Below are 18187 nucleotides of genomic sequence, written 5' to 3' on the forward strand. Positions count from 1 at the left end.
CCAAAGAATATATTCCGAATAATTCAGATGTTTTTGTAACTGCTAAAACTATTCAAAGAGATAATAAAGTAGATAACTTCTATAAAGACTTACGCAATGAGAAACGAGGAGAGGATAGAGGATTTTTCAGTAAATTATTCACAAAAAAATAGAAGTGGTAAGATGGGTGTATTATATATAGATAATACTACGAAAATTAATATCTAAGCACTTGACTCTGTCTGAGTGCTTTTCTTATAGAGAAAGGATTAGTGATAAAAAGTGTATGAATTAGCAAGTAAAGAAATAGTAGAATTATTTCTAGGGGATAAAGAAATAAATATGTATATAGACGAGGTTTATGTAAGATATAGTATGCCTAATCTTACACATAGTGATATAAATAACCTTGCACCTACTTTTGGAATTAATAATATCGACACTGTTAACACATACAATAGAACAGATAAAATGTCGTGGTTAATTAAACAATGTTATGACTTAAATAAAGAAAATAAATTGCTGGAATATTTCTTAGATAAGAAAAGATATATATCTAATAATAGAGAAGATTTTTATGTTTATGAGCCAGATGAATTGGAAGAAAAAATAAATAAAGAAATAATTGCTTACTTAAATTATATAAATACATTTCTTTATTATTGCGATAAAAAACTGATAAGTATTAGTAACAAATATAAAGTAATTGAAATAGTAGAGGATGTCCAAGTAATAAATGATATTAATAGTCATATTAGCCTAGAGTATGTTAGAAAATTTCCTTTTCGTTTAAAAGATAATCTAGATAGTGGTAATTACGATACAGTAATAACTCAGTCTAGAACTTTAATAGAAGAGGTTTATATCCACATCTTAGAATATTCTGATGAAGATTATAAATCAGCAAAAGGTAATTTAAAAAGATTGAATTCAATGGTAAAAGATTATTTGAATATGAAAACTGATAAAGAATATGATAAACGTATCAACCAACTACTATCAGGTTTAAATAAAATTAATGACGCTATTGGTGATATGCGTAATGAAAATAGCGATAGTCATGGTGTTGGTTCAAAAAGAATACAGGTAAATAGACGTGAAGCACGTCTTATAATGAATTCAGCAATAACGTTGTGTGATTATGTATTAGATGTATTTGAAGATAAGAAAAGTAAGGATAATTGATAGGAGAAATATTAATTCTACAGTAAAAATATAACTTTGGAGGTATATATGGATTTTATAAAGGATTGTACTAGTAGGTTTTCTGGATTACTTTATTTTGTAACTTACTTACAAATATTTTGCTATGGGTTATTATTGCCACCAATACAAACAATAACAAAAAGTGATATCAACACAGACTTTTATCTGTTTATACTACCGCTATTATTTACATATATTTTTGAAAATATCTATGATATAAATTCTGATACTAATAGCATATACAATTATGATAAAGAAATGAAAGTTCTCAAATCTGCAAATATTATAATTATATTTATAATGGGGGCTCTATTTATAACTTTAATAAACGGTATTAATATACTTGAATTTTTTCATATACCTAAAAAAATTGATACCCTGTATATTTTCGCACTGACTATCACATGTTTCTTCATAGCCTTTGTATTGTGTATTATACAAGACACTAGGTTAGAGCAATCTCATCAATTAAAAAGTAAAAATCTCATACTATTTTTTAAATATTTATTTATCATTATTATATGGATAATTAATTTAGTATTGATATATCTCGTGAGTTTAAAGGGATATATATTTGTACATATTGGTATATATCTATTTATTAATTTTCTAGCAACAATAGCAATTGATTCAATTTTTGATAAAAAAATTAAAAGACTTAATAAAAATAATATCGTAATTATGAAAAAGTTTATCAGAAAAAATAAAAAGAATAATTAGTATTTCGACTAATATGAGTACACCCTAATCATACAAAGAGAGTTATTGAATTTATAGTAACTTAAACGTATGATTAGGGTGTATATTAATTGTGGAGTGAAAATGAATGATTATAGGTTATGCAAGAGTATCTTCGGTAGATCAGAATTTAGAGAGACAGCTAGATAATTTGAAAACATTTGGCGTAGAGAAAATATTTACAGAGAAACAATCGGGAAAGTCAGTAGAAAATAGACCCGTATTTCAAGAAGCACTTAACTTTGTGAGAATGGGTGATAGATTTGTAGTAGAATCGATTGATCGCTTAGGTCGTAATTATGATGAAGTGATTAACACAGTTAATTATTTAAAGGATAAAGAAGTTCAATTGATGATTACTAGTTTACCTATGATGAATGAAGTCATCGGCAATCCTTTATTAGATAAGTTTATGAAAGATTTAATCATACAAATATTAGCAATGGTTTCAGAACAAGAACGAAATGAAAATAAACGTAGACAAGCGCAAGGTATTCAAGTTGCGAAAGAAAAAGGTGTATATAAAGGACGTCCCTTACTTTATTCAGCGAATGCTAAAGATCCACAAAAACGTGTTATCTATCATCGTGTTGTGGAAATGTTAGAGGAAGGCAAAGCGATTAGTAAAATTGCCAAAGAAGTGAATATAACAAGACAAACGATTTATAGAATTAAACAAGACAATGGTTTGAGTTAATAAATGGTTTTTCAATGCAAATGAGAGCCTCTCACAGCGTTCTAAAACGCATATTAATCATCTATTATTAGATTTTAATAATAAAACAAGAAAAGGGAAAACTAGAAATTGGGAATATTTTAATCAGTGAAGGATACAATAAAGTGAAAAATCATGGTAAAAAAATAATGAAAGACGATATAGTCCCATCAGTTATGAACGGAATGAATGCTGGTATGTCTAAAGTTAATAAGATTAAAGGTAATACAGAATCAACCATAAAAGATTATCAGGTTAAAACAAACAAAACTATTAAAAAGACTAAAAAAACGATAAATCAAGTTTCTGATACAGTGAAAGATACATCTCATCATGTTAAGGAACACGTGGGGCAATCTATTAATAATGTAAGTAAAAGTTTGAATCCTATGAAAGGTTGGTAGATTGTTCAAAACAAGAAGGTGAAATGGAGAAATTTTAAATGTAAAAAGTAAAAGTGAGGGACCAAAATGGAAATTAATGATTTAAATGATAATCAAAAATTTAGAGCAAAGATGTATCGAATTCATAAAAACCCTAGATATAAACTGATTGAACTAAACCAGAAAAAATATCTTATTGACTTGGAATCAAATTGCTTTACATATTTATTCCCACCATTGAATTGGATATTAAAAAAAGAACTAATAGAAGTTTCAAATGATAAATTAAATGAAATTGAATATGATGACAATAATAATAAAGAACAAGCTAAAAATATAGGATGTGTTTCTGGTGGTGGTGGTGTATTAATAGCTACTTTAATGAGACCATTTATGGATTTGATGGATGTGCCATCTAACCAATCTATTAATTCACTAATTGTTATATTGACGGTGCTTGTAATCGTTTTTATTAGAGGATCTTTAAGAAAAAAATGGGATTTAAAGCTAAAATCAAATAAAACTCATATAATTAAATGTATTGTTAGATCCAAGTTAAAACATATGTTTTTCGTAATTGGAGCATATTTAATGTTTCTACTATTCTCATTATTAATGATAGGACTTATTTTTGGTGTTGAAAACAATCTTATGATTTATATAGGAAGTCCCTTAATATTTTTCATGTTTTCATTAATGAATCTTATTACGTAAGACAACAATGAAATAATTGTAACTAAATCAAGACAATCAGAGTAAATAATACAAAATATTTATAACGAATTTTTACATGATATTGAAAAGGTAAAAAATGTCGGCAAAACTATCAACCATGTCAAAAAAGTCGTAAATCCAATGAAATGGAATTGGTGAAAATAAATGAATAATATATACATGATATATAAAAATCCTCGATATAGAATCATTCAAAAAGATAATCGATATTTAATGGTCGATTTAGAACAAAATTGGTATTCATATTTATGTCCAATGTTGAATTGGTTTATACCTGTTAAATTCACAGAATTAACTTATCAAGAGTTCAATAATATAAACATATTTCATAATGGAGGACAAAAGAGTCAAGGTATGCTAGCTGGTGGCATTGGTGTCACTATCAGTGTGCTATTAAGAAGTCTTATGGGTTATATGGATATTAATATTAGTCGAATTTGGATAGTTTTTATGTTTTTAATTGGCTTTGTTGCTGTGATCACACTTCGTTTATCTATAAGAAAGAAGTGTGATCATCCAGCATTTAATAAAAATAGTAAACAAAAAGTAAGACTAATTCCATTATTCAAAAATATGATAATTGTGGTATTCAATTATTTTATTTTAATTTATCTAATAATTGGACTATTTGATATGATGGTCATTGAAAATATGCAAAATATTTGGATTTATATATGTTGGTTAGGTATTGTTTTAGCATTTTTATTTATGAACATAGCTTCAATTTTTGATAGGAAAGTGCATGCGAAATTAAAAAAGTAGAAAGATAGGTGAAATTTAATGAAAACCAGTAGTATTATATATTTAAAAGAGGGTTCTCAAAAGTTAATGATTATTAATCGAGGACCTATTGTAGATATAGATAATCAAAAATATATGTTTGACTATTCTGCATGTAATTATCCTGTCGGTGTCGTAGAAGAGCAAATATACTATTTTAACGAAGAAAATATCGATAAAGTCGTTTTTGAAGGTTATTCTGATCAAGATGAGACTTCCAGAATTATTTAAAGAAATGAAAAATAATTTAGATGATGATATTCAACAAGGTATTGTTCAAAATCAAGATGATTTAGTAGGTTTAATTTAACATAAGTCATGATTATCAGAATATATACCAAAAGAGACTCCTTTTTTTCAATAAGGAGTCTCTTAATCGTTACAAAATCAAAATATGTCTCAATAATGATGGTTTAAAATTTATAAAGTTGAATAATAATATAGATTACTATGATAAAATATTTTGTGATTAATTAAAAATAAACGGATACAAGGATGTGAGTCATAACATGAGTCAAATTAAGAGTGATTCAAGTAAAACAAATAACATCTTTTCAACTTTACAAAGTGCAATCAATGAATGTGAAGGTGTCTCAAAACCTTCTAAAGATGAAAGTACCACAGTCCAGGGTAATACAAATGCTCATAGTGCAATCGATGATCTAATAACAATGAATAAATCAGTTGCCCAAGTGATTGAAAAGGCAAGTAAAAATATTCAAAATATCGGAGAGTCTTTTGAACAAACCGATCATTCTATTGGTAATGATATTGCTAAAAATTAAAGGAGTATTGAATGACGCATAAAGTTGATGAATATAATCAGTTAATTGGAAGTAAAAAAGAAGAAATAGATCGTCTTTTAGTAGAGAAAAAAGAGATTAACAATTTGTTGAACGATTATCATGACATAATACAAACCTCAATACGTTTCAATCAACATTTGGCCGAACGATATTATGAAAGCCGTATGTTGATGAATATCGAACAAAATAATGATATGTTTCATTCTGGCCAACATCAAACCATGGATGCTCTATATGAGCAACAACAAGCTATAGATAAAGACATTCGACACTTAAATGAGAATATTGAAGATATTGAAAGACGTCGAAATATAACATTACAAATTGAAGAGAAAGGAGGACAACACAATGAGTATTGATATGTATGTTGGTAAGTCAAAAAGTCAGGCTTCAGATGTTAAAAGTACGGTTAAAAGTTTATCGAGTGGTTATGACAGTCTTCAAAAAGGGATCATTCAATTTGTTAGCGAAAGTGAATTACGAGGTCAAGCATATAATTCTGGGAAACAGTTCTTTGTTTCAGTCATTGCACCGTTAACCGAAAGTATTAAAACGTTAGGCGAATTGACTGAACAAGCATGTAATGACTTTGTTGATAAATATCAATCAGAGGTAGATAGTCAAAGTTTAAAAGAATCAGAATTAGAAGAAGATATTCGTGAATTGGAAAAACAGATTAGCCAATTAGAAGAAATGAATGCATCTTTAAGCCATAAATCATCAAAAAATCACAGCTTGTTAGCAGGCAACAAACAAATGATAGGAAGTTTAAAAAATCAAAAACAAGAATTAGAAGAAAAATTGCGTAAATTAAGACAATTCAACTCAGAATCTCCTAGCATATTTAAAGAAGTTGAATCATTCCAGAAGACTGTTCAACAAGGTATTAACCAAGCGAAAACAGCGTGGGATCCTGGCAAAAAAGCCTTCAACATTCCTTCCGGTAAACAAATGGAATGGGCTGAAGTTAGTCAACAGAAAGCCTTAGAAGTTAGAATGAAAAAGATAGATCAAAAAGTTAAAGATGGTAAGACACTAAATCAGAACGATTTACAAATAGTAATGGGATATGCTCGAAATCATCCTCAAGAAAATGTTCCTAAAAATTTAAAGGAATATATGATACAAAACAAAGACACCATTACTAGAGACTTAGGTCTTGATATTGCCTCTAACGGTGTCGAACAGGTTGGATTTAATATGCAAAAATTTGCAGGTATATTAAATACCTATGGTGGTTTCCGAGGACCAAATACAGAAAACAGCTTTATTCAAGTTACAAATTATTCAGGAAACCAAATGATAAAACACGGACGTTTAGTAAGTAATATTGGTAAAGCAGGTGGTTATACTACTATGGGTGTTGGTTTTGGTTTAGGTATGTATGATGATTTAGCCAACAATAATAAAACAATTGGAGAAGCAACTGTACATAATGGCCTTACGACTGGTGCTGGGGTGGGTGTCAGTGTAATAGCAGGATTAGCATTATCTTCTAATCCCGTTGGTTGGGCAATAGCCGGAGGAATCGCTGCTGGTACTCTTACAGCCGTAGTTGTTGATTCAGCATATCAAACTAATTTTTTAGGTACTAAAGACAAAGTTGACTGGGCTGGTCACCAAATTGACAAAGGAATTGATAAATATATTGATTTTAAAACTAAGCAAATTGCCATAGAAGCAAAAGGTGCATTACATATGAAAAACAAATTGCAGGATAGTTCTCAAGAGGTTGCAAAAAGTGTAAAAAATGGTACTGATTATATTAGTAATAAAGCCAAAAAAGTCGAAAAAAATGTTGGTGAAGCTATCAACAATGTCAAAAAAGTTGTAAATCCAATGAAATGGAGTTGATGAAAATAAATGGATAATATATATATGCTATATAAAAATCCTAGATATAAAATCATTCAAAAAGATAATCGATATTTAATGGTCGATTTAGAACAAAATTGGTATTCATATTTATGTCCAATGTTGAATTGGTTTATACCTATTAAATTCACAGAATTAACTTATCAAGAGTTCAATAATATAAACATATTTCATAATGGGGGACAAAAGAGTCAAGGTATGATGGCTGGTGGTATTGGGGTCATTATCAGTGTGCTATTAAGAAGTTTTGTAGGTTATATGGATATTAACATTAATCGAATCGGGATATTTTTTATGTTTTTAATTGGCTTTGTTGCTGTGATCACACTTCGTTTATCTATAAGAAAGAAGTTAAATCACCCAGCATTTAATAAAAAGAGTAAACAAAGAGTAATATTGATACCATCATTTAAAAATATGATAATAGTAGTTTTCGGCTATTTTATGATGCTGTTTTTATCAATCGCACCTTTACAAATGATTTTTGAGGAAAAACAAAATATTTTAGTATATATTTGTTGGATAGGTATGCTATTTCTATTTACTATTTTAAATATGATTTCAATTTCTGATAGAAAAGTACATACCAAAATTAAAAATATAAGAAGATAGGCGGGATAAAGTGGAAACAATAGGAAGTATCATATATTTAAAAGAAGGTTCCCAAAAGTTAATGATTATCAATAGAGGACCTATTGTAGATATAGATAATAAAAAATATATATTTGATTATTCAGCATGTAATTATCCTGTCGGTGTCGTAGAAGATCAAATATACTATTTTAACGAAGAAAATATCGATAAAGTCGTTTTTGAAGGTTATTCTGATCAAGATGAGATGAGATTTCAAGAATTATTTAAAGAAATGAAAAATAATTTAGATGATGATATTCAACAAGGTATTGTTCAAAAGCAAGATGATTTAGGTTTAATTTAACATAAGTCATGATTATCAGAAGTTTCTTTAATATAAATAAAAGCACTATAAGCGACTTAACTTATAGTACTTATTTAATATATTTTTTCAAACAATCATTAGCCACCAAACAAACGAGTCCAGAAGCCTTTTTTAGTTTGGGTTTCTTCTATAGCAATATCTTTATCATTTTGGTTAAATGAATCATCTTGTTGTTGTGATTTTTCATCTTGTTGACTCTCAGATATATCTTTAGGTTGAACCTCTGGTTTCTTTTCTTCTTTCTTATATTGATCAGTATTTACAGAATCCGAAGTATATGATGCTTCTTGTATATCAAAGTTTTCTCGATAATTAGTAGATTTATCAAAGGAATAATTTAATTGTCTCTCTTTCTCTAATTGATGCTCCAATTTTTGAATCTTTTTATTGCTTTCTAAAGCTAAAATTTGTTGATTTTCAAGTAATTTTGATCTTTCCTGCAACTCTTTTCTGTAGAATTCAATTGTGGTTTCATGACGACTTTCTTGTTTTTCAATTTGATCATTTAAAGTATCAATCTGTTTTTTTAGAATATCTATTATTTGAGTATCACTTTTGGATTTAATATTACTATTATCTGATTCTTTTTTTGGCTTGTCTTCTGTAGTACTTTCAAAACCATATTTCTTTTTATTTTCATTGACCCTTTGAATGATTTTTTCTATATCGGTATTTTCTTTAATGAATGAAGTGTTTTCCTGTTTTATGGTCTCTATATTTAATCGCTTAATGTTATTAAAAATCGTTTGCTTACTAACTCCTAATTCTTCACTTAAGATTTTTACACTTTTCAAGTCATCAACCCTTTATAAAATGTTTATCAACCCTTTACATTATAAACCTATGTATGTTTATATTCAAAATTATTAATTCAAGATACGTAAATAATATTTCCATCAATACTTTATCAAGGGTTGATGGAAATTAACAAAGGCTCATCAACCCTTTACAAACCTTTTATGAAGTCTTATTTTCTTCTTTTATAAGCTTATTTAAAATGCTATAATAGTCTTAACACATTAAAAACCCCAACTACTGGTAATAGTCGGGGTACGGTAATAAAACGTTGCAGCACGTTTGTTTAATATCAAATTTATACTTGTATTATATAATGAATAACACCTTAGTGCAAGCACTTAAATCATTAAATAAATGTAACGCTATATAAAAGCGTTTTATTACCTCTTACCATATTAAAATTCGGAAAGAGGTTTTTATTATGTCAAATTTTAAAAGAATTGCAATACAAGAATTTGAAAAAGAAAGATTTTATAAACTTTATAAATTCTTATTTGAAGATGATTATTTTAAAAAACTTAGTGATTCTTCAAAAATTGCTTACTGTATGTTTAGAGATCGTTTTGAATTATCTAAAATGAATAATTGGATTGATGAAAGTGGAAATGTATATTTAATATTTACTACCAAAGATTTATGTAATCTTTTAAATTGTGGAACTCAAAAAGTTACTAAAATAAAAAAAGAATTAGAAAACTATAATTTATTAGAACAAGAAAGAATGGGGTTAAACAAACCAAACAAGATATATATATTAGAACCCAAAATACCTGTTAAATGCAGTAGTAGCAAGGAATTTCGAAAATCAAAATTCCAGAATAGTGAAAATCAAAATTCCAGAGTTTTGAAAGTCAAAAAACAAGAATTTCGAAAATCAAAATCTAATGATACTAATTTAAGTGATACTGAATATATTAAGACTGAGACTAATGATACGAATGATTTGTATGATATAGCTAATAACAATTTTATAAACCATCATTCGAATCATACAAATCATCAACAAACTGAATTTAATAATGATGCTTTAAAATTCCAAGCGCTTGAGGAATTACCTTCGCAAATCAAGACATATTTAAGTAATTTTGAAATTAAAGATATCCGTACTATTAAAAGTGTTTTACTTAAAGGAAAAAAGTCATTTAATAATGCACATGATACCTATTACCGTTTAGAAGACGTCGAATTTGAACTTGTGAGTGTTCTAAAACGTTTTAAAGCCATGTTACTACAAAAGAATGAAACCGTTGAAACTATGCAAGGCTATTTAATGCAATCAATTAAAGCAGAACTTGAAGAAATACATGCATTAAATATGCGTCGTCAAAACATACCTCAATACAATATCTTTAATAAATAACTCAAATAATCTTACAGCAATCAAAACAACATCAAAATTTGAAATTAAGTCAACAGAAAACATACGTTAACCTATGTGTAAGACTTAAGCAAAATATAAACATTTTAAACTAGAAGAGGGCAAAGATAGGACCTTATTTTTACAAGAAAGGCGTTGAACAATTGCTAACCAATTTCTATGCCAATTTTTAAATTTGCATGTAACTGAGCACAGTGTTTTAAAAAATCGACACTGGATTTGCTCAAATTTTATGTTGTGAAATTAAAATATATTTATTTGGCTCTCATTTGCGTTTTAAGAGTTTATGTAATTGTTCAGACATAAAACTATATAAAATACTCTTAATTCTTTAAAATGCCCCTTTAAAATTAAAAATAAAGGCATTCTAATTTTTAAAATATATTTAGATAAAAATAAAAAGCTAACTCAAACTGAGCTAGCTTTTTATTTCAATACAGTATTAATTTTTATATCTGCGCCACAACGCTGATTAATTAAAAGTAAGATAAAAAATCGACGAAGGTCGATGTTGGTAAAATGAAAGCTACATATCTTTATAAAATATCAATTGTCGTGTCATTGTCGTGGCTATTTTTTAAAATGAGGAGTAATTTAATACTATGAATCAATCAAAAATCGCAAAATTAAGAAAAGACAAATCGTTAACGCAAGAAAACTTAGCCGAAAAGGCCTGTGTCACAGTAAGAACTATTCAAAGAATAGAGGCAGGTGAAGAAGTTAGTAGCGAAACACTTAAAAATATTTCGAATGCGTTAGATGTTACCATCAATGAACTCTTTGAATCGATTGCGTCGTCTGATAAGGAGGAGGAAATCATGGAAATAGCTAAAGAACAACAAAAGCAGTTTCATTATCGTAGAAATGAACAATTGACGTTTCGATTCATCGCATTTGGCGTTATATTTGTATTTTTAGGTTTGTTTGGTATTTTTGTAGGAGGATTAAACGGGTTAAAACAAGACATTTATGGCGTTGTCTGGATTTTTGTGCTGTTTTTAAGTTTAGCTATGATGCATTATGTTTTAAATGTATTGATATCAAAAAAATTAGATGAAAAATATCCGATGACTGTTGGTATGAGCAATAAAAGATCTAATATGAAACAGCAACCTGTCAAAAATGGTTGGGAATTTATGGCTCGATATTGGTGGATCATTTTTCCAATTGGCGGCTTTTTAAGTTGGCTTATTCCTGAATTGACAGGAAAGTAAAACTCAAACAATAAAAATATAGTTGGGAAGCATCGCTTTTTATTATTTGAGTGTTCACAATTGATATCACCTGTTTTAAAAGGTTCTCATTTTTGAGTGTGGGGGAGTCAGCAACTTTTTATGCCGAGAAAATTGATTGTCATTGAGAAGAACCCTTAACTAAACTATATCGACGAATGTCGGTATAGCTTGAGCTATGATACCGACCCGACCATTCGATAAGATTCGGGATTGTTAAGGGTTCGGAGGCTCAATGACAATCAAGGAATTGGAATAAATCTCATCCATGATGTGATCAATAATGATAAATAAAAAGGTACCTATACGGTACCTAAGTGATATCACGATCATAACTTTGGAAAACAAACCATTCGATGAGTTCATAGGGATCGAATGGTGTAGGTGGATGTGTATATGCCAATAAGTTGTGTCTCTGACAGTGAATATAAACAGCGCTAGCGAGTCGATTTAATGTATTCAGCTCATCCATATCGGCATGATTTTGGTCGACTTTTTCAAATAATAAAATAACTTCAACGATGTCATAACCGAGTTGTTCAAGGTACATTTGAATATGATGATACATATGAAAGGCCTCCTTTATAATGAATACGCCGTATCACAGGATTGTGATACGGCGTTGATTGATGTGATAGATATTCAATATTGATTTTTTTGAGTAAGACAAAGCTATTTAGATTTATTTCTTATCTTGAACATAGCGGCTATCGGGTGCATCAAACTGAATGCCTTTTGTTTTTTTGCCTACCGGTGTAACCAGATTCAACTCACCATTGTTTTGACTTATAAATGCATATTTTTTGTCATAGACATCAGCGGTACCACCTGCAACATCAAAGGCGATCATATGATGGTTAGGATGTTTGTCGGTTGTGAGGTAATCAATCGTACCTTTGTTTTCATCTAAAGCATTTGATATACCACTTTCCGTCATGACTTGTTCAATATCGCCAATATCTTCAGGTTGTTTTGTGTTACCAATCCCTTGGGGATGAATGGCAAATGCTTCTCGTGTCGAATGGTTCCCTGTTTCATCTTCTGTCACTTGGATACGCACTTTTTGAGGTTGAGGGGCGTGATAAGTCATATTATCTAAATGTTTTATGGCTGTTTCAGGTTGGGTTTGAAAATCACTTGCTTTGAGTTTAAAACCATCATGATCCTTCAGTTGTTTACGATCCACAAGTTTTTGTATTTCTTGTTTCATTTCTTTTTTCTCATATTGAAAAGCAGCACGATCATCTTTTTTGGCCATATCAATAATAGCTTTATCTGATTTGTCTTTAAAATCACCTAACGTGCGATCAGATGCTTGATCACTACTATAAACGGTTTGTTTGCCATTTTGTGTCACAATATAAGCTGTCACGACGGAATTTTTTGTCGGTGTTGGATTGTCTTCTTTTTTGACGAGATATGAGATGTGTTGATCTTGATGCATCACGTCTCCTAATTTGACGTGTGTTTGATTGGCTGCTTGGTTATGGTGCCCACATCCCGCTAATAAGAAAGCGAGACTGATCATACTAATGATACTTTTTTTCATTGTGATAACTCCTTTGCGTTTTGGATATAAAGAAGCGATAGCTCTTCATATTGAAGACCTATCGCTCAGTTAACTGATTAAGCTTGGTGAGAAGCACGGCGAGCGATGAATCCAATACCCGCCATCAGTGCGACGATGCCAACCATTGTTGTTATACCAGTATGAGATTGACCTGTCTCTGGTAATGTTTGATCTGTTGTATCATGTTGTGATGTTTCAGTGTGTTGTGTTGCTGCTTGTGTTGTGTTTTGATCGTGTGATGATGTGTCTTCATAATGACCGAAGGTTTTATAATCTTGACCACTGCTGTCGGTACTGTGTTTAACTGTACCATCTTTATAAAGACGTGTGATGCCTGCACCGCCGACGCCTGATTTGTTATTGGTTGTCACTTCATAATAATCACCATGATCTTTCGGTTGACCATAACGAATTAAATCAGGTTGATTACCGTGCTGTTTGTCGACTTGTTGAATAATGTCGACGGCATTTGATCCATTGATGTTACTTTCAGCTTTTGCCTGAGGGGCATGTAAACCCGATAATAAAAGTGTTCCCCCAATGGCAGTCGTACTAAGTAATTGTTTTGTTTTCATAGAATCGCTCCTTATTGAATAAATTAGATTGATGATTACTTGATCTCAATAATCAAAAATAAATCATCAATCGAGACAGCGTTAAATACATCTAATTCCTCCTTACTATTTTTGAAAAGCTTGATATTTGTAGTACATGTGTAAGACAACGCCGATGGCGACAGGGACGATAATAAAATACATGATGATCATGTAGGCACCGACAAAGAAGAAGAGAAAACCTAGGTACCCCATGGCGATAAACCAAGCGGCATTGCCCATCTCTGCACGACGATTCCGTTTTTCAGCGTCTATATTAGTCGCAGTCCAATGTCCGTTTCGATGATTGTAGTTAAACGCGTATCGATCATCGGCGTAGACTTTGCCTCTTTCTTCGCGAATCCATTGGTTGTGACGTTCAGTAAAGCGATCTTCAAGTTTTACTAATCCCCAATAAAATCGTGTGAAGCTGATAGATTTCACAAAACGGATGTACGTTAATGTGAGTGGGGATAATATCATGACGATGAAGGTATATAGATGCACGAGTTGCGTCATGATGGGTGGTGCTGAGAGTGGGACAAAGAAAGGTTCTTTGCCAATCTCAAATGGAAAAACAATCGATACGAGGATGATATAAAACCAAAACCAACGTGGGACGATTTGAAAGACCGATTGAACAAAATGTAAGAAACTTGAAGTATTCAGTTGTTGAGTATTCTGATACAAACGGAGATGATTGAGTTGTTTGAGTGATTGAAACATAGACCTTAAAGTGCTCCTTTCATGTAAACCATTTGTAGTTGAATCAGTTCGGTTGTGAATTGCGCAAAGAGCGTGTCAGGTGACACTAAACGTAATGCATGACGATATGTAAAACAAAAATGAATGGCTTCTGAGGGTGCCATTTGGAATGTCACAAGCATTTTGTGTGCGTCATTTTTGAGGACGTATGTTTGATAATGATGTTGTAATTGTTGATAAAGTTGATGTGTCATTTCATATGTGACACTCGTCGGTGTCACTTGATCATCGGTCATGGTTTGATGACTCATATAATAATTTTGCGTATGATGGTCGTATAATAAATGTTGATGTTGATCGTTTAAAAAGTCACGAATATCTTCTAAATCTCGTTGAATCGAACGTGGATGAACGTGAAATGTTTCAGCCAACAAAGGCACATTAACATAACGGTGATCACGTAACTTAGTATAGATAGTTAATGTTCGTTGAACCTTGTTTCCCACAATATTGCCCCCTTATGATTTTGATTATAAGCAAAACAGACGACAGGTATCGTCGTCTGTAAAAAATTAAAATAGGTATCAAATTGAATGATGTTTATGGTGTTTAAGATGATTATTGAACACCATTTTTGTGATTTGTTTCGTGACAAATCGTGTCGTTCTGAGACAGTGTTAAATGACATGATAGTAATACGATTGGATTAAAAAATAGTCACGTAAGTCATGAGGATTGAGCGCAACAACGGTTAACTCTAAACCCAATTTGAGATCATCACGTAGGTAACGATAGATGTTTTGAAAGAGTCGTTGCATCGTTGTGATTTCATTTTGCGTGGCACGATGTTCAAAGATTTTTTGACATATGATTGCGACCTTCACAGGATCTTTTTGATGTTTGAACAAGTACTGATTTATGTGTTGATATACCATTTATTTCACCTCTATTCGAAAAATTTTCAACGTTTCAACTAGAACGATGGCCATCGTTCCTATGGTTTTGAACTTTGAAAAACGTCTCAACTTTTTGAACGAACATCATCTCCAAAAAACAAACATGCATTAAAATAACGAAAGTTACCGGGATTTAAAAAGTTACCGAGACGTCATAAAGCCCATAGCGGCGCGGTTGAAAATTTGGAAATTGTCAATTTTGTTTAAAATTGGCTACTTTTTGGTTAAAAAAGTTACCGGGGCTTTTTCGGGTTATTTTAGCTCCAATATCGAAAGTAGATATTGGAGCTAATTCCTTGGGGCTCTAAGCTCCACGCAGTGGGAGCAAGTGAGCGAAGCGAGCGGTAAGGAAACCCCAGCTATGCTGGGTGACACCGAAGGTGGCATAGTTTTCCCTTATGCTCTTTACCGGGTAACTTTTTAAAAGGTGCTCGTTATATAAAAAAGTTAGCTCCGGAGCACAAAAAATTGCTTTGGCGGTTACTTATTTTCTTTGAAAAATAGGAGTGGATAGCGAGCTATTTTGAAAAGTTGAAGGCGTGTTTGAGATGTCATGGTATTTGATTTTATGTGTGGTTGAAATCGTCAGTGATCATATGAAAAAGAAAAAAACGAGAACATGTTAAGACGTCAAAAAGAGAGTTCCAATATTAAAAATGGGGGATTAAAATCAAAAAAATGTGTGGCACTTATTTGTATATATGAAGCAAATGAAACGATGTATGGGCGTGTTTGGGATCGGTTTTAAAAGTTAAAAATTGACAATCAATGATCGATAATAATGATTTGAAAAACTATTTTTTGATATAGTTTATTGCCATTTTTTTGAATGTCTAAGGTCAGTGAATATATCCAAATAGGACATTAAAATCGTTCAATGTTATTCATTTTTACGTCGTGTTTTTAATGATTCATGTGTTCAAAAATGAAGTGATTATGATTCAAAAAGGACATCAACGGATTATCATTTATGTGATATTTTTAAATTGAAACACGACCATTTTTGATTTAAAAGTTACTTAAAAAATATGATGGTTTTTGATTTTTAGTTTGATGTTAAAGACATCATTGTGGTCAAAAAGAAAGACAGAATGAGGTTGTTTTTTCAAAAAAGGAATGAACAAAAATATCATTATGCATGGATATATCATTAAAAAAAGTATCATAAAATTAAAGTTAGATGAGATAGGTTGTATCTAAAAAAGGAAGCATGTTGATAGTATAAAATGATTTTTTAATTTAAAAACGGAATATCAAACGAGAGTGTTTTAATTCAAATGATAAGGGTTAATCTGTAAAAAGAAGTGGGAAAGTATATTTTACTAGAGATCAAAATAAATATAAGTGAGTCAATTTTAAAGTTGAAAAAGTAAATCTATAGATAATTGAAGATAAGATAATCTAAACGGGATAAGTAGTAGTAATCAAACTTAAAATTATATAAAGGGAGTAGAAAAATGAAAGAAATTCTTGGTTTTATAACAATAGTAATTTCACTATTTAAGTTTTTTAAAAATTATTTTGACTTCAAAAAAATTGAGTATTATTATGCAATCTCCTTTCATCTTCTTGTGTCATTGATATTTATGTTTGTATTATTTGCGGTTGATTTTTGGTTATTTAGTAAAATAAATTACTTAGACGCAATATGTATAATACTCTTTACAGTGGAAGGTGGATTATTTTTATTTACGGTTATTATGTATGGTTCTACTTATAGGTTAGCAATCAATCATTTTGTACTTTATAAAGACAAAAAAGATAAACTGTTTGAAAGAATAAGTCATACTAATCCCTTTAATAAGGAAACTATTAAAGTTAAACAGGAAGATGATATATTAGAAGAACAAAATAAAGAAAATCGAATTTATGATTATATTGATGAGTATCAATTAGAAGTCATTACTTATATAGATAAAGATAGTAATAAATATAATGAATATGTGTATGAGGTATATAAATCACCTTTTAAAAGAATGTCTTTTAAAGAGTTGAAAATCAAAAAATATTTATGGATATTACCTATTATATATTTAATGACCATCGCATTAGGTTATTTTTTCAATAACTGGATTATCTTTGTTGTAATGATACATATTCTCATATGTATATGGTTTTTAGCTATACTTATTAGAATTGGAGATTTATTACGTCAAAAAAATAATACAGACAAATTAAAAATGATGCGTGATTTCTGAAAATAACTAGGTTTAAATAAAACCACTTATCGGAAGTAGATATGCTTGTATATTCACAGATGGTATAATAATAGAGTCGCCTATCTCTCAGGCGTCAATTGACGAAGAGAGGAGGTGCATTACTTTGCTAATCATTTTCGTTCACATCATAGCACCAGTCATCAGTGGCTGTGCTGTTGCGTATTATACTTATTGGCTTAGTAAACGCAACAAATAATTAATAGGCGACTTATAAGCCAGCATCGAAAAAATCCCCACACTATTGCAGTAGTGTGGGGATTGGTGCATTAATTGTTAATCATTTTCGTTATCTAGATTATAACACTGGTTAGTAGAGAAATGCAAAATTATAAAGTGTGTTGAGTTAAATTAAACATTTTTCTTTTTAAAGACAAATACTACGAGAATTAAGAAAATAATAATATAAACAATATGGTTCTGTTGCAAAGTTAAAAATCACGTAATATTTATACTGAAAAACGAAAAATAATTAATACTAACAAAACTCTTTACTGTTAAAACAATATTTGCTTTTATAGTTTTGTATAGATGTGCATATAATTTTAACTTTGCAACAGAACC

21 protein-coding genes and 1 pseudogene are annotated in these 18187 nt (G+C 30.1%); 15 read left to right on the forward strand and 7 right to left on the reverse strand.

Annotated features, from left to right (window positions below; translation table 11 throughout):
- The first annotated feature begins 261 nt into the window (after window positions 1-261).
- The 11 genes and pseudogenes from NST35_RS12270 to NST35_RS12320 all read left to right on the forward strand — a co-directional run bounded on the left by NST35_RS12270 (window position 262) and on the right by NST35_RS12320 (window position 8154).
- A complete protein-coding gene (locus NST35_RS12270; protein WP_340747319.1) occupies window positions 262-1164 on the forward strand; it encodes an abortive infection family protein in 903 nt (300 codons plus the stop codon).
- An 847-nt stretch (window positions 1165-2011) separates the two neighbouring features.
- Entirely contained in the window at window positions 2012-2620 is a 609-nt protein-coding gene (locus tag NST35_RS12275) for a recombinase family protein (RefSeq protein ID WP_145456077.1), read from the forward strand.
- A 143-nt stretch (window positions 2621-2763) separates the two neighbouring features.
- The gene (locus NST35_RS12280; protein ID WP_242242506.1) at window positions 2764-3042 is read left to right on the forward strand and encodes a YtxH domain-containing protein; all 279 of its coding nucleotides are present in this window, start codon (window positions 2764-2766) and stop codon (window positions 3040-3042) included.
- Between the two features lie 66 nt (window positions 3043-3108).
- Window positions 3109-3735: a DUF443 domain-containing protein gene (locus tag NST35_RS12285; protein WP_242242504.1), complete on the forward strand. Its 627-nt coding sequence runs from the start codon at window positions 3109-3111 to the stop codon at window positions 3733-3735.
- A 165-nt stretch (window positions 3736-3900) separates the two neighbouring features.
- Entirely contained in the window at window positions 3901-4518 is a 618-nt protein-coding gene (locus tag NST35_RS12290; RefSeq protein ID WP_203161626.1) for a DUF443 family protein, read from the forward strand.
- Window positions 4519-4536: 18 nt separating this feature from the next.
- Window positions 4537-4846, forward strand: a pseudogene (locus NST35_RS12295) (DUF4176 domain-containing protein).
- Between the two features lie 199 nt (window positions 4847-5045).
- The gene (locus NST35_RS12300; protein ID WP_002497223.1) at window positions 5046-5321 is read left to right on the forward strand and encodes a TIGR04197 family type VII secretion effector; all 276 of its coding nucleotides are present in this window, start codon (window positions 5046-5048) and stop codon (window positions 5319-5321) included.
- 11 nt (window positions 5322-5332) lie between these two features.
- Window positions 5333-5701, forward strand: coding sequence for a hypothetical protein (locus tag NST35_RS12305; protein WP_340747320.1), 369 nt, complete (start codon window positions 5333-5335; stop codon window positions 5699-5701).
- Complete coding sequence (locus NST35_RS12310; protein WP_002497225.1) at window positions 5691-7196, forward strand: T7SS effector LXG polymorphic toxin; 1506 nt, start codon at window positions 5691-5693, stop codon at window positions 7194-7196. Before NST35_RS12305 ends, NST35_RS12310 begins: the two co-directional genes overlap by 11 nt.
- Window positions 7197-7205: 9 nt before the next feature.
- Window positions 7206-7829 (forward strand): DUF443 family protein, encoded by a 624-nt coding sequence (locus NST35_RS12315; RefSeq protein ID WP_002475178.1) that lies wholly within the window; start codon window positions 7206-7208, stop codon window positions 7827-7829.
- A gap of 10 nt (window positions 7830-7839) precedes the next feature.
- Window positions 7840-8154: a DUF4176 domain-containing protein gene (locus tag NST35_RS12320; RefSeq protein ID WP_002497226.1), complete on the forward strand. Its 315-nt coding sequence runs from the start codon at window positions 7840-7842 to the stop codon at window positions 8152-8154.
- A gap of 98 nt (window positions 8155-8252) precedes the next feature.
- On the opposite strand, the gene NST35_RS12325 is transcribed toward NST35_RS12320, so the two are convergent.
- On the reverse strand, window positions 8253-8969 hold the full coding sequence (locus NST35_RS12325) for a DUF536 domain-containing protein (protein WP_242242502.1): 717 nt from the start codon (window positions 8967-8969) through the stop codon (window positions 8253-8255).
- Window positions 8970-9394: 425 nt separating this feature from the next.
- Here NST35_RS12325 and NST35_RS12330 point away from each other — a divergent pair, with 425 nt between their 5' ends.
- Window positions 9395-10333: a replication initiator protein A gene (locus NST35_RS12330; protein WP_242242500.1), complete on the forward strand. Its 939-nt coding sequence runs from the start codon at window positions 9395-9397 to the stop codon at window positions 10331-10333.
- Between the two features lie 620 nt (window positions 10334-10953).
- Entirely contained in the window at window positions 10954-11565 is a 612-nt protein-coding gene (locus NST35_RS12335; protein ID WP_242242498.1) for a helix-turn-helix domain-containing protein, read from the forward strand.
- Between the two features lie 331 nt (window positions 11566-11896).
- Here the strand turns inward: NST35_RS12335 and NST35_RS12340 are convergent, their stop codons facing one another.
- From NST35_RS12340 to NST35_RS12365, 6 genes are all read right to left on the reverse strand, one after another.
- The gene (locus tag NST35_RS12340) at window positions 11897-12151 is read right to left on the reverse strand and encodes a hypothetical protein (RefSeq protein ID WP_002477785.1); all 255 of its coding nucleotides are present in this window, start codon (window positions 12149-12151) and stop codon (window positions 11897-11899) included.
- Window positions 12152-12265: 114 nt separating this feature from the next.
- Complete coding sequence (locus NST35_RS12345; protein WP_242242496.1) at window positions 12266-13132, reverse strand: hypothetical protein; 867 nt, start codon at window positions 13130-13132, stop codon at window positions 12266-12268.
- 77 nt (window positions 13133-13209) lie between these two features.
- Entirely contained in the window at window positions 13210-13728 is a 519-nt protein-coding gene (locus tag NST35_RS12350) for an LPXTG cell wall anchor domain-containing protein (protein WP_242242494.1), read from the reverse strand.
- A gap of 105 nt (window positions 13729-13833) precedes the next feature.
- On the reverse strand, window positions 13834-14472 hold the full coding sequence (locus NST35_RS12355) for a hypothetical protein (RefSeq protein WP_002477788.1): 639 nt from the start codon (window positions 14470-14472) through the stop codon (window positions 13834-13836).
- Between the two features lie 5 nt (window positions 14473-14477).
- Entirely contained in the window at window positions 14478-14957 is a 480-nt protein-coding gene (locus NST35_RS12360) for a hypothetical protein (protein ID WP_002477789.1), read from the reverse strand.
- Window positions 14958-15128: 171 nt separating this feature from the next.
- Window positions 15129-15386: a hypothetical protein gene (locus NST35_RS12365; protein WP_002477790.1), complete on the reverse strand. Its 258-nt coding sequence runs from the start codon at window positions 15384-15386 to the stop codon at window positions 15129-15131.
- A 1607-nt stretch (window positions 15387-16993) separates the two neighbouring features.
- Here NST35_RS12365 and NST35_RS12370 point away from each other — a divergent pair.
- Window positions 16994-17605 (forward strand): hypothetical protein, encoded by a 612-nt coding sequence (locus NST35_RS12370; protein WP_154079787.1) that lies wholly within the window; start codon window positions 16994-16996, stop codon window positions 17603-17605.
- A gap of 124 nt (window positions 17606-17729) precedes the next feature.
- Entirely contained in the window at window positions 17730-17822 is a 93-nt protein-coding gene (locus tag NST35_RS12375) for a type I toxin-antitoxin system Fst family toxin (protein ID WP_001791613.1), read from the forward strand.
- The last annotated feature ends 365 nt before the right edge of the window (window positions 17823-18187 follow it).

Origin of the sequence: Staphylococcus sp. FSL W8-0304 (genome assembly GCF_038006565.1) — a bacterium.
GTDB classification, from domain to species: Bacteria; Bacillota; Bacilli; order Staphylococcales; family Staphylococcaceae; genus Staphylococcus; species Staphylococcus epidermidis.

Coding starts and splice junctions, on each gene's coding strand:
- NST35_RS12275 (WP_145456077.1), top strand. CDS start 2,012: ATGATTATAGGTTATGCAAGAGTATCTTCGGTAGATCAGAATTTAGAG.
- NST35_RS12285 (WP_242242504.1), top strand. CDS start 3,109: ATGGAAATTAATGATTTAAATGATAATCAAAAATTTAGAGCAAAGATG.
- NST35_RS12290 (WP_203161626.1), top strand. CDS start 3,901: ATGAATAATATATACATGATATATAAAAATCCTCGATATAGAATCATT.
- NST35_RS12300 (WP_002497223.1), top strand. CDS start 5,046: ATGAGTCAAATTAAGAGTGATTCAAGTAAAACAAATAACATCTTTTCA.
- NST35_RS12305 (WP_340747320.1), top strand. CDS start 5,333: ATGACGCATAAAGTTGATGAATATAATCAGTTAATTGGAAGTAAAAAA.
- NST35_RS12310 (WP_002497225.1), top strand. CDS start 5,691: ATGAGTATTGATATGTATGTTGGTAAGTCAAAAAGTCAGGCTTCAGAT.
- NST35_RS12315 (WP_002475178.1), top strand. CDS start 7,206: ATGGATAATATATATATGCTATATAAAAATCCTAGATATAAAATCATT.
- NST35_RS12330 (WP_242242500.1), top strand. CDS start 9,395: ATGTCAAATTTTAAAAGAATTGCAATACAAGAATTTGAAAAAGAAAGA.
- NST35_RS12335 (WP_242242498.1), top strand. CDS start 10,954: ATGAATCAATCAAAAATCGCAAAATTAAGAAAAGACAAATCGTTAACG.
- NST35_RS12340 (WP_002477785.1), bottom strand. CDS start 12,151: ATGTATCATCATATTCAAATGTACCTTGAACAACTCGGTTATGACATC.
- NST35_RS12345 (WP_242242496.1), bottom strand. CDS start 13,132: ATGAAAAAAAGTATCATTAGTATGATCAGTCTCGCTTTCTTATTAGCG.
- NST35_RS12350 (WP_242242494.1), bottom strand. CDS start 13,728: ATGAAAACAAAACAATTACTTAGTACGACTGCCATTGGGGGAACACTT.
- NST35_RS12355 (WP_002477788.1), bottom strand. CDS start 14,472: ATGTTTCAATCACTCAAACAACTCAATCATCTCCGTTTGTATCAGAAT.
- NST35_RS12365 (WP_002477790.1), bottom strand. CDS start 15,386: ATGGTATATCAACACATAAATCAGTACTTGTTCAAACATCAAAAAGAT.
- NST35_RS12370 (WP_154079787.1), top strand. CDS start 16,994: ATGTTTGTATTATTTGCGGTTGATTTTTGGTTATTTAGTAAAATAAAT.